Raw genomic sequence first — 17221 nt, 5'->3', positions numbered from 1 at the left:
GCCCATGACGAGGATCCTCACCGGCGGCCTCGGCAGGACCGACGTCGCGCACCTCGTGCAGCAGCTCGCCCCGGACGGCATCGACGTCGCCGAGTCCAGCGACATGGACGCGGCCGCGGAACTCCGCTCCGGGCGGGCCGACTACTACCTCGGCACCTGCCACACCGGCGCCGGAGCCTCGCTGGGGGTGCTGGTGGGGGTGCTGGGCAGCGGCGCCTGCCACACCTTCGGCCGTGCCGTTCCGCGGGACGACCAGGTCGCGGCGTTGATCGCCGCAGGCGTCAGGGTCTTCGGCTTCGCCGTCGACCGCATCGAAGCCGTGGCGCCGGTCATCGTCCGCGCCGTCGCGGATGCGCACGGGACGCCCGGTTTGCATGTGAAGTAACGGCATATGGTCCGGTGAGGGATGCCCGGACGAGGACGGACGGACGTCCGCGTCCTGAAGGGCAGTTGCGGTCCTCTGGTGCATCGGGCGCCGCCCGTGCACCATGGCCTGGCTTCCTCAGGTCCCGTGCACCGGGAGGAGACGGGTTGCAACCGGACGGCATCGCTGCGGCCACCGTCGCCAGTGGCCACCTGGTTTTCACCCTCGTACAGAGGCTGACGGTCATCGTGCTGTGTGCGCTGACGTCCTGGGTCGCGCAGCGTGCAGCGGCCGTGTTCCACGACGGTGTGCGGCCGTTCCTGCTCGACTTCGTCCAGGGGCGGTCGACGCGACGTGCCACGGCCGCGGTGTCGTTCGGCCTCTCGGCCGGTTTCGTCTTCGGTCTGGGTGCGCCGTTGGCACTGTCCACGGGCGTGCTCAATCCGTGGCTGGTGTTCCTGCCGACCGACGTGCTCGGCCTGGTGTCGCCGAAGCGGTGGCTCGCCGCCGTGCTCGGTGGGGCCTGGGGAGCGGTCGTGGTGTTCGGTGTCGGGGGCGCGAACTCCTGGGTGCACGAGCTGCCGGTGGACTTCGTCACGGCCATGCAGCAGATGGTGACGCCGATTCTCTATCTGTTCACGCTGTTCCCGGTGCTCGCCGTCACGCAGCAGTTCGGCCGGCTGAGGGGCGGCCTGTGCGGTGTGCAGGAACTGACGCTGGTGGTCCTGTCCGTCAACTTGACCCGGCCCTAAAGGACCGGGCTTGGAGGTAGTGCCCAGCTGGCTGCTGGGTGGGCTCCTCCGTCCAGTCACCCCTTGCTGGGCGAAGGCCCAGGAGTGGAGCGCGACCCGTTGGGGCTTACGGAGCCGTACCCTCTGCCGGATCCCTTTGAGTTCTTCCAGTGAGATACCCGAAGAGGTGCGTTCAGCCTCGGTCACGATCGTCTTGACGATGATGTGGTTGATGTTCGCGGCGTGGCGCTGCTCACGCCGGTTACGCTTCTTCAAGAGCCGCTTGGCGGACTTGGTGCCCTTGCGCTGGAGTTTCCTGCGCAGGTCGAGCTGCCGCTTGCGGTGCCGGTTCAGGCCGCGCCCGGCCGCCTTGTAGCCGGTGGACGTGGTGGCGATGTTGACGATGCCCAGGTCCACGCCGATGAACTTCCCGGGCTCGTACTGCTCGGCCTCGGGGATGTCGCAGACCGTGATCAGGTAGAACGCGCCGTCGCGTGCGATCAGGTCGGACTCGCCCTTGCGGTACTCCCGAAGGGTCTTGAGCGCATCCGGGGAGCAGGCGAAGCGGATGTTCTTCATGCGTCCGGCGAGGGTCCAGACCGACACGGTCTGCACGTCGTACTGCCAGCTCAGACACCGGTCGTCGTACGGCTGCGCGGCCCCGGCCCGGAACATCACCGGCTTCGCCTCCGCCTTCCGACGCCGCTTCGACCCCGGCCTGCTCAGATTCCCGGCCCTGATGTTGCCCTTGAGCGTCGTATAGGCGTCACGGACCTTCTTGATGACGTGCTGGGCAGCCTGCGCCCCCAGCCCCCGCGACCGGAGTTCGGCGTAGGTGTGCTTGCGTAGCTCGTACTCACGCGGGACACCTCGCGCGAAAGCCACCGAAGGCACCCAGTTCGCACACTCATTGGCAGCACGCAGGGTCGCCGACAGCGCGGCGGCCTGCCCGGCCTCCGGCATCAACTTCACCTGCACAACGATCCTCACCCGTTCACCATATCGATAGGCACTGACAACAGGTTCAGATCCGTCAACACATGCACGTCAGAGCAACGTTGAGAAGCAATTCCTCCCGGGCGTGAACGCCCAGGGCTCCTCGCTAGATTCAGCTGAAGCATGCGCGTTCCCTCTACCATGGGGATCATGACACTGCTGCACGTTCGTGACCACGGGGGCGACGGCACACCGCTCGTTCTGCTGCACGGTGCAGGGCGGTCGCTCGCCGACTGGGACGCCTCGGCCGCCGTGCTCACCGCCGGGCACCGTGTCCTCGCCGTCGACCTCCCCGGGCACGGCCGCTCCCCCGGTGTTTCCCCCTGGGCGATTCCCGCCGTGGTACGGCACATCGCGGATGCGCTCGACGCGCACGATGTGCCGGATGCCGTGGTGGTGGGGCACTCCCTCGGTGGGCTGGTCGCGGTCGAGTGCGCACGGGCGTACGAGGGCCGTGTCCGTGCCGCCGTGAATCTGGACGGCTTCTGGTGGGGGCGGCCCGGCGAGTATCCCGGTGCCGAGCGGGTGATGGAACTGCTCCGTTCGTCGGCCGGGGCCGTCGCGCCTCCCGGGTACGTCGAGGCGCAGGTCGCCCACGCCGCCCGGTACGGGATCCCGTCCGACCGCGCCGAGGCGGCGGCCCGCGCGGCCGTACGGCCGCTGCCCGACGGCGGGTGGCAGACGCTGCCGGAGCGGGCGGCGGCGCTGGAGATGTACGGCGAGCTCGGCAGGCTCGGCGCGCTCGGTGTCACCGCGTGGCTGGACGAAGTGACGTGCCCGCTCCTGCTGGTGCAGGCGGGCCGGCCGGAACCGCCGAGGCCGTCGATGGCATGGTTCGACGACCTCTCCGCCCGGTTCGCCCGCGGGCTCGCAGCGGAACTGGCCGAGCTCTCGCGCAGCCGGGCGACGGTCACCGTCGCCCGGATCGACGCGGGCCACCCCATGGTCCTGGAGGCCCCGGACGCGGTCGCAGCGCTGATCGCCGGATTCGTCCGGGGCCTGCCGGACGGTCAGGCGAGGGAGACCAGGTCCCGGTAGTCCTCGCTCCACAGGTCCTCGTCCGCGTCCGGCAGGAGCAGGACGCGGTCGGGGCGCAGGGCGTCGATGGCCCCTTCGTCGTGGGTGACCATCACGATCGCGCCGGGGTAGGAGCCGACGGCGGCGAGGACTTCGTTGCGGGAGGCGGGGTCGAGGTTGTTGGTGGGCTCGTCCAGCAGCAGGACGTTCGCGCCGGAGTGGACGAGGGAGGCGAGGGCGAGGCGGGTCTTCTCCCCGCCGGACAGGACGCCGGCGGGTTTGTCGGCGTCGTCCCCGGCGAAGAGGAACGAGCCCAGCACACGCCGCACTTCGCCGTCGGTGAGGTGCGGTGCGGCGTCGGCGAGGTTCTCCCGCACGGTCCGTGCGGTGCGGAGGGTGTCGTGCTCCTGGGCGAAGTAGCCCAGGCGCAGCCCGTGTCCGTGCACCACCCGGCCGCTGTCGGGGGTCTCCTGGCCGGCCAGGAGGCGCAACAGGGTGGTTTTCCCCGCGCCGTTGAGGCCGAGGATCACCAGACGGCTGCCCCGGTCCACGGCGAGGTCGACTCCCTCGATGACCTGGCGGCCGCCGTAGGACTTGGCGAGGCCGACCGCGCCGAGCGGCATGCGGCCGCAGGGCGCCGGTTCCGGCAGGCGGATCTTGGCGACCTTCTCCGTGCGCCGGGCCGGTTCGAGATCTGCGAGCATGCGGTCGGCGCGGCGCGCCATGCTCTTGGCCATGACGGCGGTGGACGAGCGGGCCTTCATCTTGTCCGCCTGCGCGTGCAGGGAGGCGGCCTTGCGCTCGGCGCCGGCCCGCTCCCGGGCGCGGCGCCGCTCGTCCGCCTCGCGCTGGACGAGGTAGGTGTGCCAGCCGGTGTTGTGGACGTCGATCGTCGCGCGGGTGGCGTCAAGGTGGAAGACCCGGTTGACCACGTCCGCGAGGAGGCCTGTGTCGTGACTGATGACGACGAGGCCGCCCTGGTGGCCCTGCAGGAAGGTGCGCAGCCAGGCGACAGAGTCGGCGTCCAGGTGGTTGGTGGGCTCGTCCAGCAGCAGGGTGCCGTCGTGTCCGGCGAACAGGATGCGCGCGAGCTCGACGCGGCGGCGCTGGCCGCCGGACAGGGCCCCGACGGGCTCGGTCAGCACACGGTCGGGCAGCCCGAGCCCGGCCGCGACCCGGGCGGCCCCGGCCTCGGCGGCGTATCCGCCACCGGCCTGGAAGGCGGCCTCGGCGCGGGCGTAGGCGTTCATCGCCCGCTCCAGGGCGGCGGGTCCGGTGGCCTCGGCCATGGCGGCCTCGGCGGTGCGCAGCCGGTGCAGGGCCCGGTCCAGGCCGCGGGCGGACAGGATCCGGTCGGTGACGGTCACGGCCGGGTCGGCAGCGCGGGAGTCCTGGGCCAGGAGGCCCACGGGGCCGGTGTGCGTGACGGTCCCGGCGGCGGGCTTCGAGTGGCCGGCGAGGGCCGTCATGAGGGTGGTCTTTCCGGCCCCGTTGCGGCCGACCAGGCCGATGCGGTCGCCGGGAGAGACGGTGAAGGAGAGGCCGGACAGCAGCAGGCGCGCGCCCGCGCGCAGTTCGACGTCGCGAACGGTAATCATGAAGTAACGCTCCGAAAAAGCAAAAGGACACACTTCTGACGTGGAAGCGGGTCCTCGGCTAGGAAATTCGGGGCGTAGACATGCGGCTACGGTAACCGAGGCCTCTTGTGCCGTGCATCTGTATTTCTGCGGTGCCTCAGACGTCCCTGTGCCGTGTGTGCACATGACCGTCGAGCGGGAAGGCCGGCGGCGCTGCGGGAAGGATCCTGTCGAAGTCGTACCGGCTCTTCTGCGCCACGCGGCACGAAGCCGGGTTGTCCACTTGATGCAGCAGTTCCAGCCGCTGCAGCCCGTCGGCCCCCAGGGTGGCAAAGGCCCAGCCGGTGAGCGCTTCCAGGGCGCGGGGCGCCACGCCTCGCCCGCGGGCGTGCGCCGCGGTCCAGTACCCCACCTCGGCGGAGGGATTGCCGGGGACCACGCCCTTGAGGACCACACCGCCGGCCAACCGTCCGCGGTCCGTACCGGGTTGTGCTTCAAGGACCGCGAAACCGAACCGAACGCCTGCCTCACTACCGCGTTCCTGGGCCTGCACCCACCGGGCCGCGTCTGCCTCGTCGTCCACGACGGAGCTCGTCCAGTGGCGCAGTACCGGATCCCGGTACACCTCGACCAGCGCGGCAGCGTCCTCCATGCACCACGGACGAAGAAGAAGATCCGGAGAGGAGGACGGCTCTGAGCCTGCATGGCCTGCGCGACCTGCGCGCAAGATGACGGTGTGATTCACCAGTTGATCGTACGCGGCAGCGTTCACAGCCCCGCCAGCCCGGCGCCCCGGGCCAGAATGTCGCGCAGCATGGCGGGAGTGAGTCTGCCGGTGAAGGTGTTCCGCTGACTCGGGTGGTAGCAGCCCAGCAGGTGGAGCCCGCGGCCGGATTCGGTGTGCCGCAGGGGCACCCGGGTGCCGTGTCCGAACGCCGGTCGTGGGCGGGGCAGTTCCCAGCCTGCGTCGTGGAGCACGGGCAGCAGGGCCTGCCAGGCGAAGCCGCCGAGTACCACGATCGCCTGCAAGGCGGGCTGCAGCAGGGTCAGTTCGCGGGCGAGCCAGGGGCGGCAGGTGTCGCGTTCGGCCGGGGTGGGGCGGTTGGCGGGCGGTGCGCAGTGCACCGGGGCCGTGATGCGGACGCCGTACAGTTCCAGCCCGTCTCCGCGGTGCGTGGCCGTGGGCCGGGACGCGAGTCCGACGGCGTGCAGGGCGGCGTAGAGGACGTCACCGGAGGGGTCGCCGGTGAACATCCGGCCGGTGCGGTTGCCGCCGTGGGCGGCGGGAGCGAGTCCGACGATCGCGAGCGGTGCGTCCGGCGGGCCGAAGCCGGGTACCGGTCTGGCCCAGTAGTCCCAGTCCTGGTAGGCCCTGCGCTTGACCCGGGCGACGTCCTCGCGCCAGGCCACGAGCCGCGGGCAGGCCCGGCACGTGGTGACGGCCGCGTCGAGGCGGTCGAGGCCGTCGAGCTGCGCAGCGGTGGCCGCGGGGAAGTCCGGTTCCTCCGGGTCTGTTTCGCCGCTCACCAGGGCGCCACCGCCTCGTGGGCGGTGGCGCTCGCGGGGGCCGGCCGGGTCGGGGTGACGGAGGTCATCGCAGCCGCGATCCTACGCGTAGCGAAGAAGTACCTGCCGCAGGCCCGACACAACCGCTCCTGCAACTGCGTTGCAGCTGGTCAGCCGCCGTATGACGGTTGTAGCCGCAATCGAATTCCTGTGCCACGGTGGCCCCATGGCAGGCAACCACACCCACGCGCACGGCCACGATCACGATCATCACCGTGCCGGCCGCTGGGCCCGCACGCGCCACCGGCTCGCGCACCTGGTCGTCCCGCACAGTCACGAGGCCATGGACAAGGTCGACTCCGCCATGGAGGCCTCCCGCGAGGGCATGCGCACGCTCTGGCTCTCCCTCGCCGTCCTCGGTCTGACGACCGTCGTCCAGGCGGTCGTCGTCGCCCTGTCCGGCTCCGTCGCCCTCCTCGGCGACACCGTGCACAACGCGGCGGACGCCCTGACCGCCGTCCCGCTGGGCGTCGCCTTCGTGCTGGGGCGCCGGGCGGCCAACCGGCGCTACACGTACGGCTACGGGCGTGCCGAGGATCTCGCGGGCATCGCCGTCGTGCTCACCATCGCCGCCTCCTCCGCCCTCGCCGCCTACGAGGCCGTCGACCGCCTGCTGCACCCGCGCGACGTCACGCACCTGGGGGCGGTGGCCGTGGCCGCGTTCGCCGGGTTCCTGGGCAACGAGTGGGTGGCCCGGTACAGGATCCGCACCGGCCGGAGGATCGGCTCGGCCGCTCTGGTCGCCGACGGTCTGCACGCCCGTACCGACGGCTTCACGTCCCTGGCCGTCCTCCTCGGCGCGGGCGGCGCCGCCCTCGGATGGCGCCTGGCGGACCCGCTCGTCGGCCTGTTCGTCACCGTCGCCATCCTCATGGTGCTGCGGGACGCCGCCCGCGAGGTCTGCCGGCGCCTGATGGACTCCGTGGACCCCGCGCTCGTCGACACCGCGGAGGCGGCGCTGCGGGCCGTGGACGGCGTGCGCGGCGTCGGGCAGGTCCGGATGCGCTGGATCGGCCACGCGCTGCGGGCCGAGGCCGACATCGTCGTCGACCCGGACCTGACGGTGGTGCGCGCCCACGGCCTCGCCGTCGCCGCGGAGCACGCCCTGATCCACGCGCTCCCCCGGCTGACGGCCGCGACCGTGCACACGGATCACACCCCCACCGGCGCCGACCCGCATGCGGCGCTCGCGCACCACTGCGTTTGAGTGGTCAGCTGCCAAACGGCGTGCCGTCCAGAGTCCAGTGCGGGTCGATGGGGCGGCCGAGCGAGGCGTAGACCTGGGCCGCGACGTCCGCGTGGCGGACGGTGCCGACGGGCCGGCCCGGGGTGAACTGCGGGCCGGTGCAGGCGAGCCACGCGGTGCGCTCCTCGGGGGTGTCGCCGCCGTGGCCGCCGGCGTCCACGTGGCCGTGGTCGGTGACGACGATGACGGTCCACGCCTCCGCGGCGTACGACGGCCGGCCGCGGACCGCGGCGAGCAGGCGGCCGAGGCGTTCGTCGGCCCGCACCACCGCCTCGCGGTACTCGCTTCCGCAGCCCAGCGAGTGGCCGGTCTCGTCGACCGCGCCGAGGTAGACGAAGGACGCTTCCGGGTCGGAGGCCGCGAGGACGTGCTCGGCCTCGGCCGTGACCTGCTCGTCGCAGTCGTCCCAGGCCTTGGGACTGTGGTCGGCGGGCGCGATGAAGGACAGTCGGCCCGGGGCCCGGAACAGCGCGCCGCCGTCGTGCTGGATCATCAGCGGCGCCCAGCCGCCCGTCACGAAGGTGCGGCGCCCGTCCCCGCGGGCGAGCCGGGTGGCGAAGTCGGGGAAGGCCTCCAGGCGGTGGCCGGTGAAGTTGTTGCCCCAGATGCCGTGCTTGGCCGGGCCGACGCCGGTGGCGATGGTGGCCCAGCAGGGTCCGGACATGGTGGGCGTGCCGGGGGCGACCTCGACGGGAGTCAGGAAGCCGGTCTCCGCGACCGAGTCCAGGTGCGGGGTGGGCAGTTCCCGGAGCAGGTCGTACCGGACCCCGTCGATCCCGATGACGAGAACGCGGGGTGCGCGGGGTGCGGGACTGCTGGAGTGGTCGGGCATGGCCGGTGGTTCCCTTCGGTGGTGCTGATCGGCACCACCATGCGCCGGGCAGGTACCGGGTGTTGGCGCGGAAGGAAACGGCAGGTGTCGGGCACGTGTCGGTTCAGGAGGGCTCGGCGATGCCCGGTCCGGCCTGCCGGGCCAGGGGGTTGGCGCCGATGGAGTTGTGAATGCTGAAGTTGACGGCGTCCGAGCGGTAGCGGTCGTCGGACCATTCGACGGGGCGGCCGGTGCGGGTGGTGGTGACGCGCCGGACGCGCAGCAGGGGGCTCCCGCGGCGGACGCCGAGGTGCTCGGCGTCGGCGGTGCCGGCGGCCACGGCGTCGATGAGGTGCTCCCCGTAGCTGAAGACGAGGCCGGTGGTCTCGTAGAGCCGCTGGGTGACGGACTCGCAGTCGGGGTCGAGGCGTTCGACGTCCGGGGCGATCCAGTCGGCGTAGACGGTGCGTTCGAGGAGGACGCGTTCGCCGTCGAGGCTACGGACGCGCAGGACGTGCAGGACGTCGGCGCCTTCGGCCAGGTGCAGGCGTCCGGCGTCCTCCGCGGTAGCGGGCCGGCGTTCGCCGGCGAGCACGAGGCCGGTCGCGGTGTGGCCCATGGACCGTGCCCACTGGGCGAAGCTGCGCAGTTCGGTGAAGCTCTGGCTGCGCCGGCCGGCCAGGACGACGCGGCGCGCCCCCTGCCGGGAGCCGATCATGCCCTCGGAGGTGAGCGTGGCGACCGCCTGCCGGACGGTGCCGCGCGAGACCCCGTAGCGGGCCGCGAGCTCGGATTCCGACGGCAGGCGCGCCCCGACGGGGTACTCCTCGGCGTCGATGGCGCGCCGGAGCCCGTCGGCGATCTCCTCGTACCGTGCCCGCACCGGATTCCCCCTCCGTTCGGCGATGCTGCGCCTGTGCGCAGCTTTCCGTGATGGGCCCAGCCTAACCGAGGCTGCTGCAAACCGGTCGTCCGGATTTCCGATCGGTCCCGATCAGTGACACATCCCTGGTCAGCGCGATTCGGATGGCCGCCTTCCGGGGTGGCAGGGTTTCTCTCCCGTTCACTTTCCGGTCATGCACGCCGTGCCTACTGTGGCCAACTTGTCCATACAAGTTGTCTCGAGGAGACACAGTGATCACGATCCGGAACAGAACCGCCGCCAAGGCCTTCCCCAAGGCGGTCGCCCTCACCTGCGGCCTGTCCACCGCCGCGCTCGTCCTGAGCGCATGCGGCGCAGCGCCCTCCGGCCAGGCCGGTGCAGCGGGCGGCAGGAGCGCGGCGACCGCCGCCTCCGCCCAGGACCTGGGCGGCATGGACGCCCTCGTCGCCGCGGCCAAGAAGGAGGGCACGCTCAACGCGATCGCCCTGCCGCGCGACTGGGCCAACTACGGTGCCCTGATCGACGGGTTCACCGCCAAGTACGGCATCAAGGTGAACGTCGACAACCCCACCGGCTCCAGCCAGGACGAGATCAGCGCCATCACCTCCCGCAAGGGCCAGGACCGCGCCCCCGACGTGGTGGACCTCGGCCAGTCCTTCGCCCTCAGCGCCGCGCAGCAGGGCCTGCTCGCCCCGTACCGGGTGGCCGGCTTCGACGGCATACCGCAGGGCCAGAAGGACCCCCAGGCCCGCTGGTACAACGACTACGGCGGCTACATCTCCATCGGCTGCGACGCCAAGCGCGTCAAGGACTGCCCGAAGACCTTCGCCGACCTGCGCAAGCCCGAGTACCGCGGCCAGGTCGCCCTCAACGGCAACCCGACCAAGGCCGGTGCCGCGTTCGCGGCCGTCTACGCCGCTTCCCTGGCCGGCGGAGGCTCGTTCGACAATATCAAGCCGGGCCTGGACTACTTCGCCGAGCTGCGACAGAACGGCAACTACACGCCGGTGGAGGCGACTTCGGCCACCATCGAGAAGGGCGAGACGCCGATCACCGTCGACTGGGACTACCTCAACGCCGGTTACGCCGAGCAGTTCAAGGACAAGGGCGTGGACTGGCAGGTCTCCGTCCCCGAGGACGGCAAGTTCTCCCAGTACTACTCGCAGGCGGTCAACAAGGACGCGCCGCACCCCGCGGCGGCCCGGCTGTGGCAGGAGTACCTCTACAGCGCCGAGGGGCAGAACCTCTACCTCAAGGGCCACGCCCGTCCCGCGCTGCTGGACGCCATGACCAAGGCCGGCACCGTGGACAAGGACGCCGCGGCCAAGCTGCCGCCCGTCTCCGGCACCCCGTCCTTCCCGACCGAGGCCCAGCAGGCCACGGCCAAGCAGACGCTGGCCCAGGGCTGGGGCCAGGCCGTCTCCGGGTGATGCCGTCCATGACCACTGCCGTCACCATCCCCGAGGCGGACACCGCTCCGCCCGCCGCCTCTGCCGCACCCGTGCGGCGGAGGCGCCCCGCGGCCCTGCTCGCCGCGGTGCCGCTGCTCGCCTTCGCGGCCGTGGGCTTCGGAGCCCCGGTCCTCGCCATGGCCCTCGGCGCGTTCAGCGTCAAGGACCCGGCCACCGGCGCGAGTTCGTTCTCCTTCGCCAACCTCGCCGCGTCCCTCGACGGGCCCTATCTGAACGCGCTGCTCGGCAGCGTCGAGCTGTCCGCCGTCTCGGCCGCGCTCGCCGCCGTGCTCGGGCTGCTGCTCGCCCAGGCGGTGGTGGCCTTCGGCTCCCGGACCCTGCGCGACGCCGTCCTCACCGGGTCGGGCGTGCTCGCCAACTTCGGCGGCGTGCCGCTCGCGTTCGCCTTCGTCGCCACCCTCGGCAACTCGGGTGTGCTCACTCGCCACCTGGGACTGGCCGACGCGGGCTGGAGCCTCTACAGCTTCTGGGGCCTGACCCTCACCTACCTGTACTTCCTCATCCCTCTCATGGTGCTCACCATCACCCCCGCCCTGGAGGGCCTGCGCGTCCAGTGGCGCGAGGCCGCCCAGAACAACGGCGCCACCCGGTGGCAGTACTGGCGGCACGTCGCCCTGCCGGTGCTCGCACCGTCCCTGCTCGGCGGGTTCGTCCTGCTCTTCGGCAGCGCCTTCGCCGCCTACGCCACCGCAGCGGCCATGGTCGGCAGCTCCATCCCGCTGATCACCCTCCAGATCGCCGACGCCATCTCCGGCAACGTCCTGGTCGGCCAGGAGAACGTGGCCCTCGCCCTGAGCCTCGACATGGTCGTGGTCGCCGGCCTGGTCATGGCCGTCCACCTTCCCCTGCAACGACGGAGCGCCCGATGGTTCGACTGACGGCACGCACCGCCGCCGGGCCGCCCGCCCGCCGCGGCACCGCGGTCCTCGCCCTCGCGGGCGCCTACTTCCTGTTGCCGCTGGCCGCCTCGGTGGTCTTCACCGTCGACGTGCCCGGCGAGGGCCTGACCACGGACGCCTACCAGCAGCTCGTGAGCGCCGACGGCTTCCTGCCCAGCCTGCTGCTCTCGCTGGGCCTGGCCGCCGCGACCGTCGCCCTGGTGCTGCTGCTGACGGTGCCCGCCGCGCTGGCCGTGCGCCTGGGCGCGCCGAAGCTGCGGCCGGTGCTGGAGGTGGTGTGCTCGCTGCCGCTCGTGGTGCCGCCCATCGCGCTGGTGGCCGGCGTCGGGACGGTACTGCGCTGGGGCCCGGACCACCTGGCCGACACCCCGTTCTTCCAGACCTTCGCGGCACTGCAGAACCCCTCCTTCCCCGTCGTGCTCGTCATCGTCTACACGGTCATGTCGCTGCCCTTCGTGTACCGGGCGCTCGACGCGGGCCTGCGGGCGGTGGACGTGCGCACCCTCGTCGAGGCCGCCCGCAGCTGCGGCGCGGGGTGGCCGCGGGCGGTGGCGGGCGTGGTCCTGCCCAATCTGCGCGGGGCCCTGCTCAACGCCGCGTTCCTCACCCTCGCCCTGGTCCTGGGCGAGTTCACCGTGGCCAGGATCCTCGGCTTCCAGCCGTTCACCGTCTGGATCGTCAACGTCAGCGGCACACAGGCCCGGCTGTCCGTGGCCGTCTCCGTCATCAGCCTGCTGATCACCTGGGTACTGCTGCTCGTGCTGGCGTTCCTCGGCGGACGCCGTTCCTCCTCCCGTACGACCGATCAGGAGCGTTCCGCCTGATGTCCTCCACCACCCTTGCGACCCCCGCCGCCCCGGCCGACGCCACCGCGGATGCGGCCTCGGTCGAACTCCGCGGCCTGCGCCGCGCGTTCGGCTCGACCGTCGCCCTCGACGGGCTCGACCTGACCGCCCGCCCCGGTGAACTCCTCGCCCTGCTCGGCCCGTCCGGCTGCGGCAAGACCACCGCACTGCGCATGCTGGCCGGCTTCGAGCACCCCGACTCCGGGCAGATCCTGGTGGACGGGCAGGACATCACCCCCGTACCGGCCCACCGCCGTGACGCCGGCATGGTCTTCCAGTCCTACAGCCTCTTCCCCCACCTGAACGCCCTGGACAACGTGGCGTTCGGGATGCGGATGCGCAAGGTGCCCGCCGCGCAGCGGCGTTCCCGCGCCGCCGAGCTGCTGGAGCTGGTGGGCCTGCCCGACAAGGGCGCCCGCTTCCCGCACCAGCTCTCCGGCGGCCAGCAGCAGCGCATCGCCCTGGCCCGCGCCCTCGCCCTGCGCCCCCGCGTGCTGCTGCTGGACGAGCCGCTGTCCGCGCTGGACGCCAAGGTGCGGCACACGCTGCGCGAGGAGATCCGGCGCGTCCAGCAGGAGTCGGGCATCACCACCGTGTTCGTCACGCACGACCAGGAGGAGGCCCTGTCCATGGCCGACCGGGTCGCGGTGATGCGGGCCGGCCGCATGGAGCAGTGCGCGACCCCCGCCGAGCTCTACGGGCGCCCGGCCACCGCCTTCGTCGCCGAGTTCGTGGGCACGATAAGCCGCATCCCCGCCCGCACCGCCGGCGCCGGCACCGTCGAGGTGCTGGGCCGCCGCCTGCCCGTGGACGGCGAGGCGCCCGCGGGCCCCGAGGTCGACGTGCTGGTCCGCCCCGAGGCGGTACGGGTGAGCGCGGACGCCGGGAGCGGGGCCCGCATCACCGCCACCGCGTTCCTCGGCGCCGTCACCCGCCTGACCGTGTGCCTGCCCGACGGCACCACGGTCAAGGCCGACGTGCCCACGCACGACGCCGCCGCGCTCACCCCGGGCGCAGCGGTCGCCGTGACCCTGCCCGACCGGCCGGTGCTCACCGCCGCCCGCGCGTGACCCCGACGTCCCCCTACGGATCCCCTTACGGAAGAGAGCCCGTGTCCCACCACCCCGCCGACGCCCGCCCCCTCAAGGCCGTTCTGTTCGACATGGACGGCACCCTCGTGGACACCGAGGAGTTGTGGTGGCAGGCCGTCCAACACGTCGCGTCCGCCCAGGAGTACGAGCTCACGGACGCCGACCTGCCCGACGTGCTGGGCCGCCCCGTGGAGCACACCGCGGCCCATCTGCAGCGCGTCACCGGCGCCTCCGCCGCGGCGCTCTGCGCCGACCTGCACCGGGAGTTCGCGTCCCGCGTCGAGTCCCGCATCGTGCCGCGGCCCGGCGCGCTCGAACTGCTCGACGAACTGCACCGGCAGGGCATCCGCACCGCCCTGGTGACCGCCTCTCCGCGCGCCGTGGTGGACATCGTGCTGCGCAGCCTGGGCCCCGAGCGGTTCGCGGTCTCCGTCACCGCCGACGACACCCCGCACACCAAGCCCGCCCCCGACCCGTACCTCGCGGCGGCCCGTGCCCTGGGCGTCGCGCCCTCGTCCTGCGTCGCCGTGGAGGACACCCCGACCGGCGTGGCCTCGGCCGAGGCCGCCGGCTGCCCGGTGCTCGCCGTCCCCTCGCTCGCCCCCATACCCGCGGCCCCGGGGCGCACGGTGCTCGACAGCCTGGAGCGGGCCGATGTCGCGCTGCTGGAGGCCATGGTGGGCGGAGGGTCGTTCCTCGTCCCGGCGTTCACCACCCGCAACGGCCGTGCCGGCGAGCCGTTCCGTGCCACCGTCGCCGGGCTGTTCCGCGGCGCCGGGGCGGTGTTCGCCAAGGCCGCGGGCCCGGAGTGGGTGCAGGTCGGTGCCGACGGCACCCTCACCGGCACGCCGACGGACGCGGGCACGTACGAGGCCGTCGTCGCGGCCGCGGGCGGGGCGAGCGTCACCGTCCGCATCCCCGTGGTCGGGACGGGCGACCGCCTGGTGAGCCGGCTCAGGGCGATGAGCTGGAACCTGTGGCTCGGCGGCACGCCCGTCGCCGACCACCGCGCGAAGCAGCTCACGGTCCTCCTCGACGCCGACGTGGACATCGTGGCCCTCCAGGAGACCGCCGGAACCTCCGCGAAGGAGCTGGCGGAGGCCCTCGGCTGGGACCATCACCAGGCCGGCCATAACCTCGGCATCATCAGCCGCTACCCGGTCACCGCCCGCTTCGGCGACCCCGCCCCGTCCGGCTACGGCGCCGCAGGCGTCACCGTCCGCCTGGACGACCGGGACGACCGGGGCGACCGGGACGGTGCCGTGCAGGACGTCACCGTGTGGAGCGCACACCTCAACTACACGCCCTACGGCCCCTACGACGCGTGCTTCGACCGACAGCCCGTGCCGGCGCTGCTCGAACGCGAGGAGGCCTCCGGGCGGGTGGCCGAGATCGCAGAGGTCCTGCGGGCCATGTCCGGCGACCTCGCCCGGTGCGACACCACCCCCGTACTGCTCATGGGCGACTTCAACACGCCCTCGCACCTGGACTGGACACAGAAGTCCGCTCCCCTGCACGGCGATTACGGTCCCGTCCCGTGGCCGGTCACCCGGGCCGCCGAGGAGGCCGGGCTGCGCGACAGCTACCGCATCGCCCGCCCCGACCCGGTGCGCGACCCGGGCACCACGTGGTCCCCGCTGCACCCCCGGCACGAGGACGGCAGCGGACGGCCCGAACCCCAGGACCGCATCGACTACGTCCTGTTCGCCGGGAGCGGCCTCGACGTACAGGACTCCGTCACCCTCGTCACCGGCACCCCGCGTCCCTACCCGGACATCGCGGACAACGTGTGGCCGTCGGACCACGCCGCGGTGATCACGACCTTCACGGTCCGCTGATGGTGTGGTGGCTCCTCGCGGGCGCGATCGGAGCCGAGGTCACCGCCACGGTGGCGCTGCGCGCCTCGCACGGCTTCAGCAGACTCCTGCCGTCCGCGGTGGTGGTCGTCGGCTACGTCACCGCGTTCTTCCTGCTGTCCCGGGTGCTGAACCGGGGCCTGGCCCTGGGGGTCGCGTACGGCATCTGGTCGGCGATCGGCGTGACGCTGGTGTCGGTCATCGGCGCGGTGTGCTTCGGCGACCGGCTGACGTGGACGCAGATCGGCGGCATCGTCCTGGTGGTGGCGGGGGTGCTGGCGCTGGAGCTGGGGCGGGGGGACTGAGGTGGCGGGGTGGTGTCTCGGCATCGCACGCCGTCATCGCCGAAGGCGACGCACCGTCCGCCCGAGCCGGCGACGGAGGCGGCCGGCAGTCGGGCGGCGCCGACCCGGCCGGTTCGTCCGGCTCGGGCCGGTATCACGACGACCACCCCACGCCGGGCCGTCCGGCGAGACGACCGGCGCCTGGCGGTCGGCCTGCGCCCGCACCTCGTGATGGGCGTCGTAGGCGGTGATCCGCATGCCCTCCTCGTAGGAGGCGAGCGCTGCACGCACGGCCGAACCGGCCACGCCACGGCGGCGGGCCAGGGCCGCGAGCCAGGTGAAGAAGCCCATCACCGCCGCGAGACAGCCGATCAGTATCAGGTAGGGCACGACGTCACCTCTGCTCCACGGACCACTGCTTCACGACCGCTCAACTCCCGGCCGTACCGCCACAGTTCCCCCGCACCGCGAGCCGTCACCGCGTGGGGTCGAACGCCCCCGTCGCAGGCCCGTGATCCCTCTCCCGGGCTCCCCGCACGGAAGGAAGGTCCTCCGTCACATGGTTGGCGGAGCCGTCCCCGACGGGGAGTCCCATGGCCGTGGCGACGTTCGCGCGCAGTCCGGGCAGCTTCTTGTAGAGGGCGTTGCCCGGGCACTCGGTGGCGAGGGGGGTGCCGGGCTGGTTGAGGTCCCGGTGGCCGACGATCGCGGTCATCGGGGAGAGGTCGTACCGGTCGCACAGCCAGGCGCACGTGGCGACGAGTGTCCGCCATTGCGCTGCGGGCGGGAGTTCGGTGATGTAGGTGCCCTCGTTCTCTATTCCGATGCTCGCGGTGTTCCAGTTGGCCACTTGCGCGCCGATGACGTGCTCGCCGTGCCGAATTGCTCCGGCGGACCGGTATCTCCCCTCCATGAGGAATCCGCCGCGGCTGATGGTCAGTTGCTGGCCTATGTCGTTCCACCCGTTGTTGTGCATGTGGTCGTACTGGCAGTCCCTGGACAGCTGGAATGCGTGCTCCAGCGAGTAGTCCGTGGAGTTCGGATAGTCCATGTGGTGAACCACGATCAGCGCCGGTGCGAAGGGTTCCACTCTGACGCCGCCGGGGTCGGCCGGCGGGACGGCCCTCCACTCCTCCCGGGTGTGGAGCCTGGGGCGGTGCACCGGGCAGTCGTCCGCCGGTCTCGTACGCGCCTCGGCCTCCGGGGCGGACAGGGTGTTCCCGGCCGTCACGGCCACTCCGCCGGCCAGCGCCCCGCTCAGCAGGCCGCGGCGTCCTATCCGGGGTTTCCTGGATTCTCCGGTCACGGGTCAAGGTCCTTTCCGTCCCTTTTCCAAGGTCACCAGGGGCATTCGACGGCCACCCCCGCCGACTGTAACGCCGGTGCCATGGCCTCCGGGAGCCCCGGGACGTCACCGGAACATCGCCCACCGGAGTGCCCCTTCCGGGTGAATCCGAAAGTCGGACGGTCTCACCAGGCCGCGCATGAGACACGTTGTCCGTTGCAGGAACGGTGCAGGAACGGTGCATTCGTTCGGTGAAGTCGGCCACTGAAGTCGGTCGCTGAAGTCGGTGAAAAGGACG

General features: G+C 72.2%; 16 protein-coding genes and 2 pseudogenes. 10 read left to right on the top strand and 8 right to left on the bottom strand.

Annotated features, from left to right (window positions below; translation table 11 throughout):
• The first annotated feature begins 4 nt into the window (after positions 1-4).
• On the top strand, positions 5-385 hold the full coding sequence (locus ACWD4B_RS07600; RefSeq protein ID WP_451419938.1) for a DUF2620 domain-containing protein: 381 nt from the start codon (positions 5-7) through the stop codon (positions 383-385).
• 161 nt (positions 386-546) lie between these two features.
• Positions 547-1104 (top strand): annotated as a pseudogene (locus ACWD4B_RS07595) (YhfT family protein); the annotation flags it as partial.
• A 72-nt stretch (positions 1105-1176) separates the two neighbouring features.
• On the opposite strand, the pseudogene ACWD4B_RS07590 reads toward ACWD4B_RS07595, so the two are convergent.
• A pseudogene (locus tag ACWD4B_RS07590) lies at positions 1177-2058 on the bottom strand (transposase); the annotation flags it as partial.
• 183 nt (positions 2059-2241) lie between these two features.
• Here ACWD4B_RS07590 and ACWD4B_RS07585 point away from each other — a divergent pair.
• A complete protein-coding gene (locus tag ACWD4B_RS07585) occupies positions 2242-3129 on the top strand; it encodes an alpha/beta fold hydrolase (protein ID WP_451419911.1) in 888 nt (295 codons plus the stop codon).
• Here ACWD4B_RS07585 and ACWD4B_RS07580 read toward each other — a convergent pair.
• The 3 genes from ACWD4B_RS07580 to ACWD4B_RS07570 all read right to left on the bottom strand — a co-directional run bounded on the left by ACWD4B_RS07580 (position 3102) and on the right by ACWD4B_RS07570 (position 6212).
• Positions 3102-4706: an ABC-F family ATP-binding cassette domain-containing protein gene (locus ACWD4B_RS07580; protein WP_451419910.1), complete on the bottom strand. Its 1605-nt coding sequence runs from the start codon at positions 4704-4706 to the stop codon at positions 3102-3104. The two genes, ACWD4B_RS07585 and ACWD4B_RS07580, sit on opposite strands and share 28 nt — an antisense overlap.
• 136 nt (positions 4707-4842) lie before the next feature.
• Positions 4843-5412 carry a GNAT family N-acetyltransferase gene (locus ACWD4B_RS07575; protein ID WP_451419937.1) on the bottom strand — a complete coding sequence of 190 codons (570 nt, stop codon included), beginning with the start codon at positions 5410-5412 and terminating at the stop codon, positions 4843-4845.
• A 41-nt stretch (positions 5413-5453) separates the two neighbouring features.
• Positions 5454-6212, bottom strand: a complete 759-nt coding sequence (locus ACWD4B_RS07570) for a uracil-DNA glycosylase (protein ID WP_451419909.1) — start codon at positions 6210-6212, stop codon at positions 5454-5456.
• A gap of 205 nt (positions 6213-6417) precedes the next feature.
• On the opposite strand from ACWD4B_RS07570, the gene ACWD4B_RS07565 reads away from it, so the two are divergent.
• The gene (locus ACWD4B_RS07565) at positions 6418-7458 is read left to right on the top strand and encodes a cation diffusion facilitator family transporter (protein ID WP_451419908.1); all 1041 of its coding nucleotides are present in this window, start codon (positions 6418-6420) and stop codon (positions 7456-7458) included.
• Positions 7459-7462: 4 nt separating this feature from the next.
• Here ACWD4B_RS07565 and ACWD4B_RS07560 read toward each other — a convergent pair whose 3' ends face one another.
• Positions 7463-8329: an alkaline phosphatase family protein gene (locus ACWD4B_RS07560; RefSeq protein ID WP_451419907.1), complete on the bottom strand. Its 867-nt coding sequence runs from the start codon at positions 8327-8329 to the stop codon at positions 7463-7465.
• Positions 8330-8432: 103 nt separating this feature from the next.
• The gene (locus ACWD4B_RS07555) at positions 8433-9191 is read right to left on the bottom strand and encodes a GntR family transcriptional regulator (RefSeq protein ID WP_451419906.1); all 759 of its coding nucleotides are present in this window, start codon (positions 9189-9191) and stop codon (positions 8433-8435) included.
• 317 nt (positions 9192-9508) lie between these two features.
• Here ACWD4B_RS07555 and ACWD4B_RS07550 point away from each other — a divergent pair, with 317 nt between their 5' ends.
• From ACWD4B_RS07550 to ACWD4B_RS07525, 6 genes are read left to right on the top strand one after another with little or no spacing between them, the layout of a single operon-like run.
• Positions 9509-10621 carry an ABC transporter substrate-binding protein gene (locus ACWD4B_RS07550; RefSeq protein ID WP_451419936.1) on the top strand — a complete coding sequence of 371 codons (1113 nt, stop codon included), beginning with the start codon at positions 9509-9511 and terminating at the stop codon, positions 10619-10621.
• A gap of 8 nt (positions 10622-10629) precedes the next feature.
• Positions 10630-11541: an ABC transporter permease gene (locus ACWD4B_RS07545; RefSeq protein WP_451419905.1), complete on the top strand. Its 912-nt coding sequence runs from the start codon at positions 10630-10632 to the stop codon at positions 11539-11541.
• Positions 11529-12386 (top strand): ABC transporter permease, encoded by an 858-nt coding sequence (locus ACWD4B_RS07540; RefSeq protein WP_451419904.1) that lies wholly within the window; start codon positions 11529-11531, stop codon positions 12384-12386. Before ACWD4B_RS07545 ends, ACWD4B_RS07540 begins: the two co-directional genes overlap by 13 nt.
• Positions 12386-13477, top strand: a complete 1092-nt coding sequence (locus ACWD4B_RS07535) for an ABC transporter ATP-binding protein (protein ID WP_451419903.1) — start codon at positions 12386-12388, stop codon at positions 13475-13477. The genes ACWD4B_RS07540 and ACWD4B_RS07535 overlap by 1 nt, the downstream gene beginning before the upstream one ends.
• Positions 13478-13518: 41 nt before the next feature.
• The gene (locus tag ACWD4B_RS07530) at positions 13519-15336 is read left to right on the top strand and encodes an HAD-IA family hydrolase (RefSeq protein ID WP_451419902.1); all 1818 of its coding nucleotides are present in this window, start codon (positions 13519-13521) and stop codon (positions 15334-15336) included.
• Positions 15336-15659, top strand: a complete 324-nt coding sequence (locus ACWD4B_RS07525) for a DMT family transporter (protein ID WP_451419901.1) — start codon at positions 15336-15338, stop codon at positions 15657-15659. The genes ACWD4B_RS07530 and ACWD4B_RS07525 overlap by 1 nt, the downstream gene beginning before the upstream one ends.
• Before the next feature lie 33 nt (positions 15660-15692).
• On the opposite strand, the gene ACWD4B_RS07520 is transcribed toward ACWD4B_RS07525, so the two are convergent.
• On the bottom strand, positions 15693-16028 hold the full coding sequence (locus ACWD4B_RS07520) for a hypothetical protein (protein ID WP_451419900.1): 336 nt from the start codon (positions 16026-16028) through the stop codon (positions 15693-15695).
• Between the two features lie 85 nt (positions 16029-16113).
• Entirely contained in the window at positions 16114-16944 is an 831-nt protein-coding gene (locus tag ACWD4B_RS07515) for a peptidoglycan recognition protein family protein (RefSeq protein ID WP_451419899.1), read from the bottom strand.
• Positions 16945-17221 lie beyond the last annotated feature (277 nt).

The sequence above is a fragment of the Streptomyces sp. NPDC002536 genome, assembly GCF_053594995.1.
Note: the sequence above shows the minus strand (reverse complement) of the source record. Positions and strands in the feature narration are given on the sequence as shown.

Excerpts from the sequence above, each read along its gene's own strand:
- ACWD4B_RS07600 (WP_451419938.1), top strand. The coding sequence starts at position 5 with ATGACGAGGATCCTCACCGGCGGCCTCGGCAGGACCGACGTCGCGCAC.
- ACWD4B_RS07585 (WP_451419911.1), top strand. The coding sequence starts at position 2,242 with ATGACACTGCTGCACGTTCGTGACCACGGGGGCGACGGCACACCGCTC.
- ACWD4B_RS07580 (WP_451419910.1), bottom strand. The coding sequence starts at position 4,706 with ATGATTACCGTTCGCGACGTCGAACTGCGCGCGGGCGCGCGCCTGCTG.
- ACWD4B_RS07565 (WP_451419908.1), top strand. The coding sequence starts at position 6,418 with ATGGCAGGCAACCACACCCACGCGCACGGCCACGATCACGATCATCAC.
- ACWD4B_RS07560 (WP_451419907.1), bottom strand. The coding sequence starts at position 8,329 with ATGCCCGACCACTCCAGCAGTCCCGCACCCCGCGCACCCCGCGTTCTC.
- ACWD4B_RS07545 (WP_451419905.1), top strand. The coding sequence starts at position 10,630 with ATGACCACTGCCGTCACCATCCCCGAGGCGGACACCGCTCCGCCCGCC.
- ACWD4B_RS07540 (WP_451419904.1), top strand. The coding sequence starts at position 11,529 with ATGGTTCGACTGACGGCACGCACCGCCGCCGGGCCGCCCGCCCGCCGC.
- ACWD4B_RS07535 (WP_451419903.1), top strand. The coding sequence starts at position 12,386 with ATGTCCTCCACCACCCTTGCGACCCCCGCCGCCCCGGCCGACGCCACC.
- ACWD4B_RS07525 (WP_451419901.1), top strand. The coding sequence starts at position 15,336 with ATGGTGTGGTGGCTCCTCGCGGGCGCGATCGGAGCCGAGGTCACCGCC.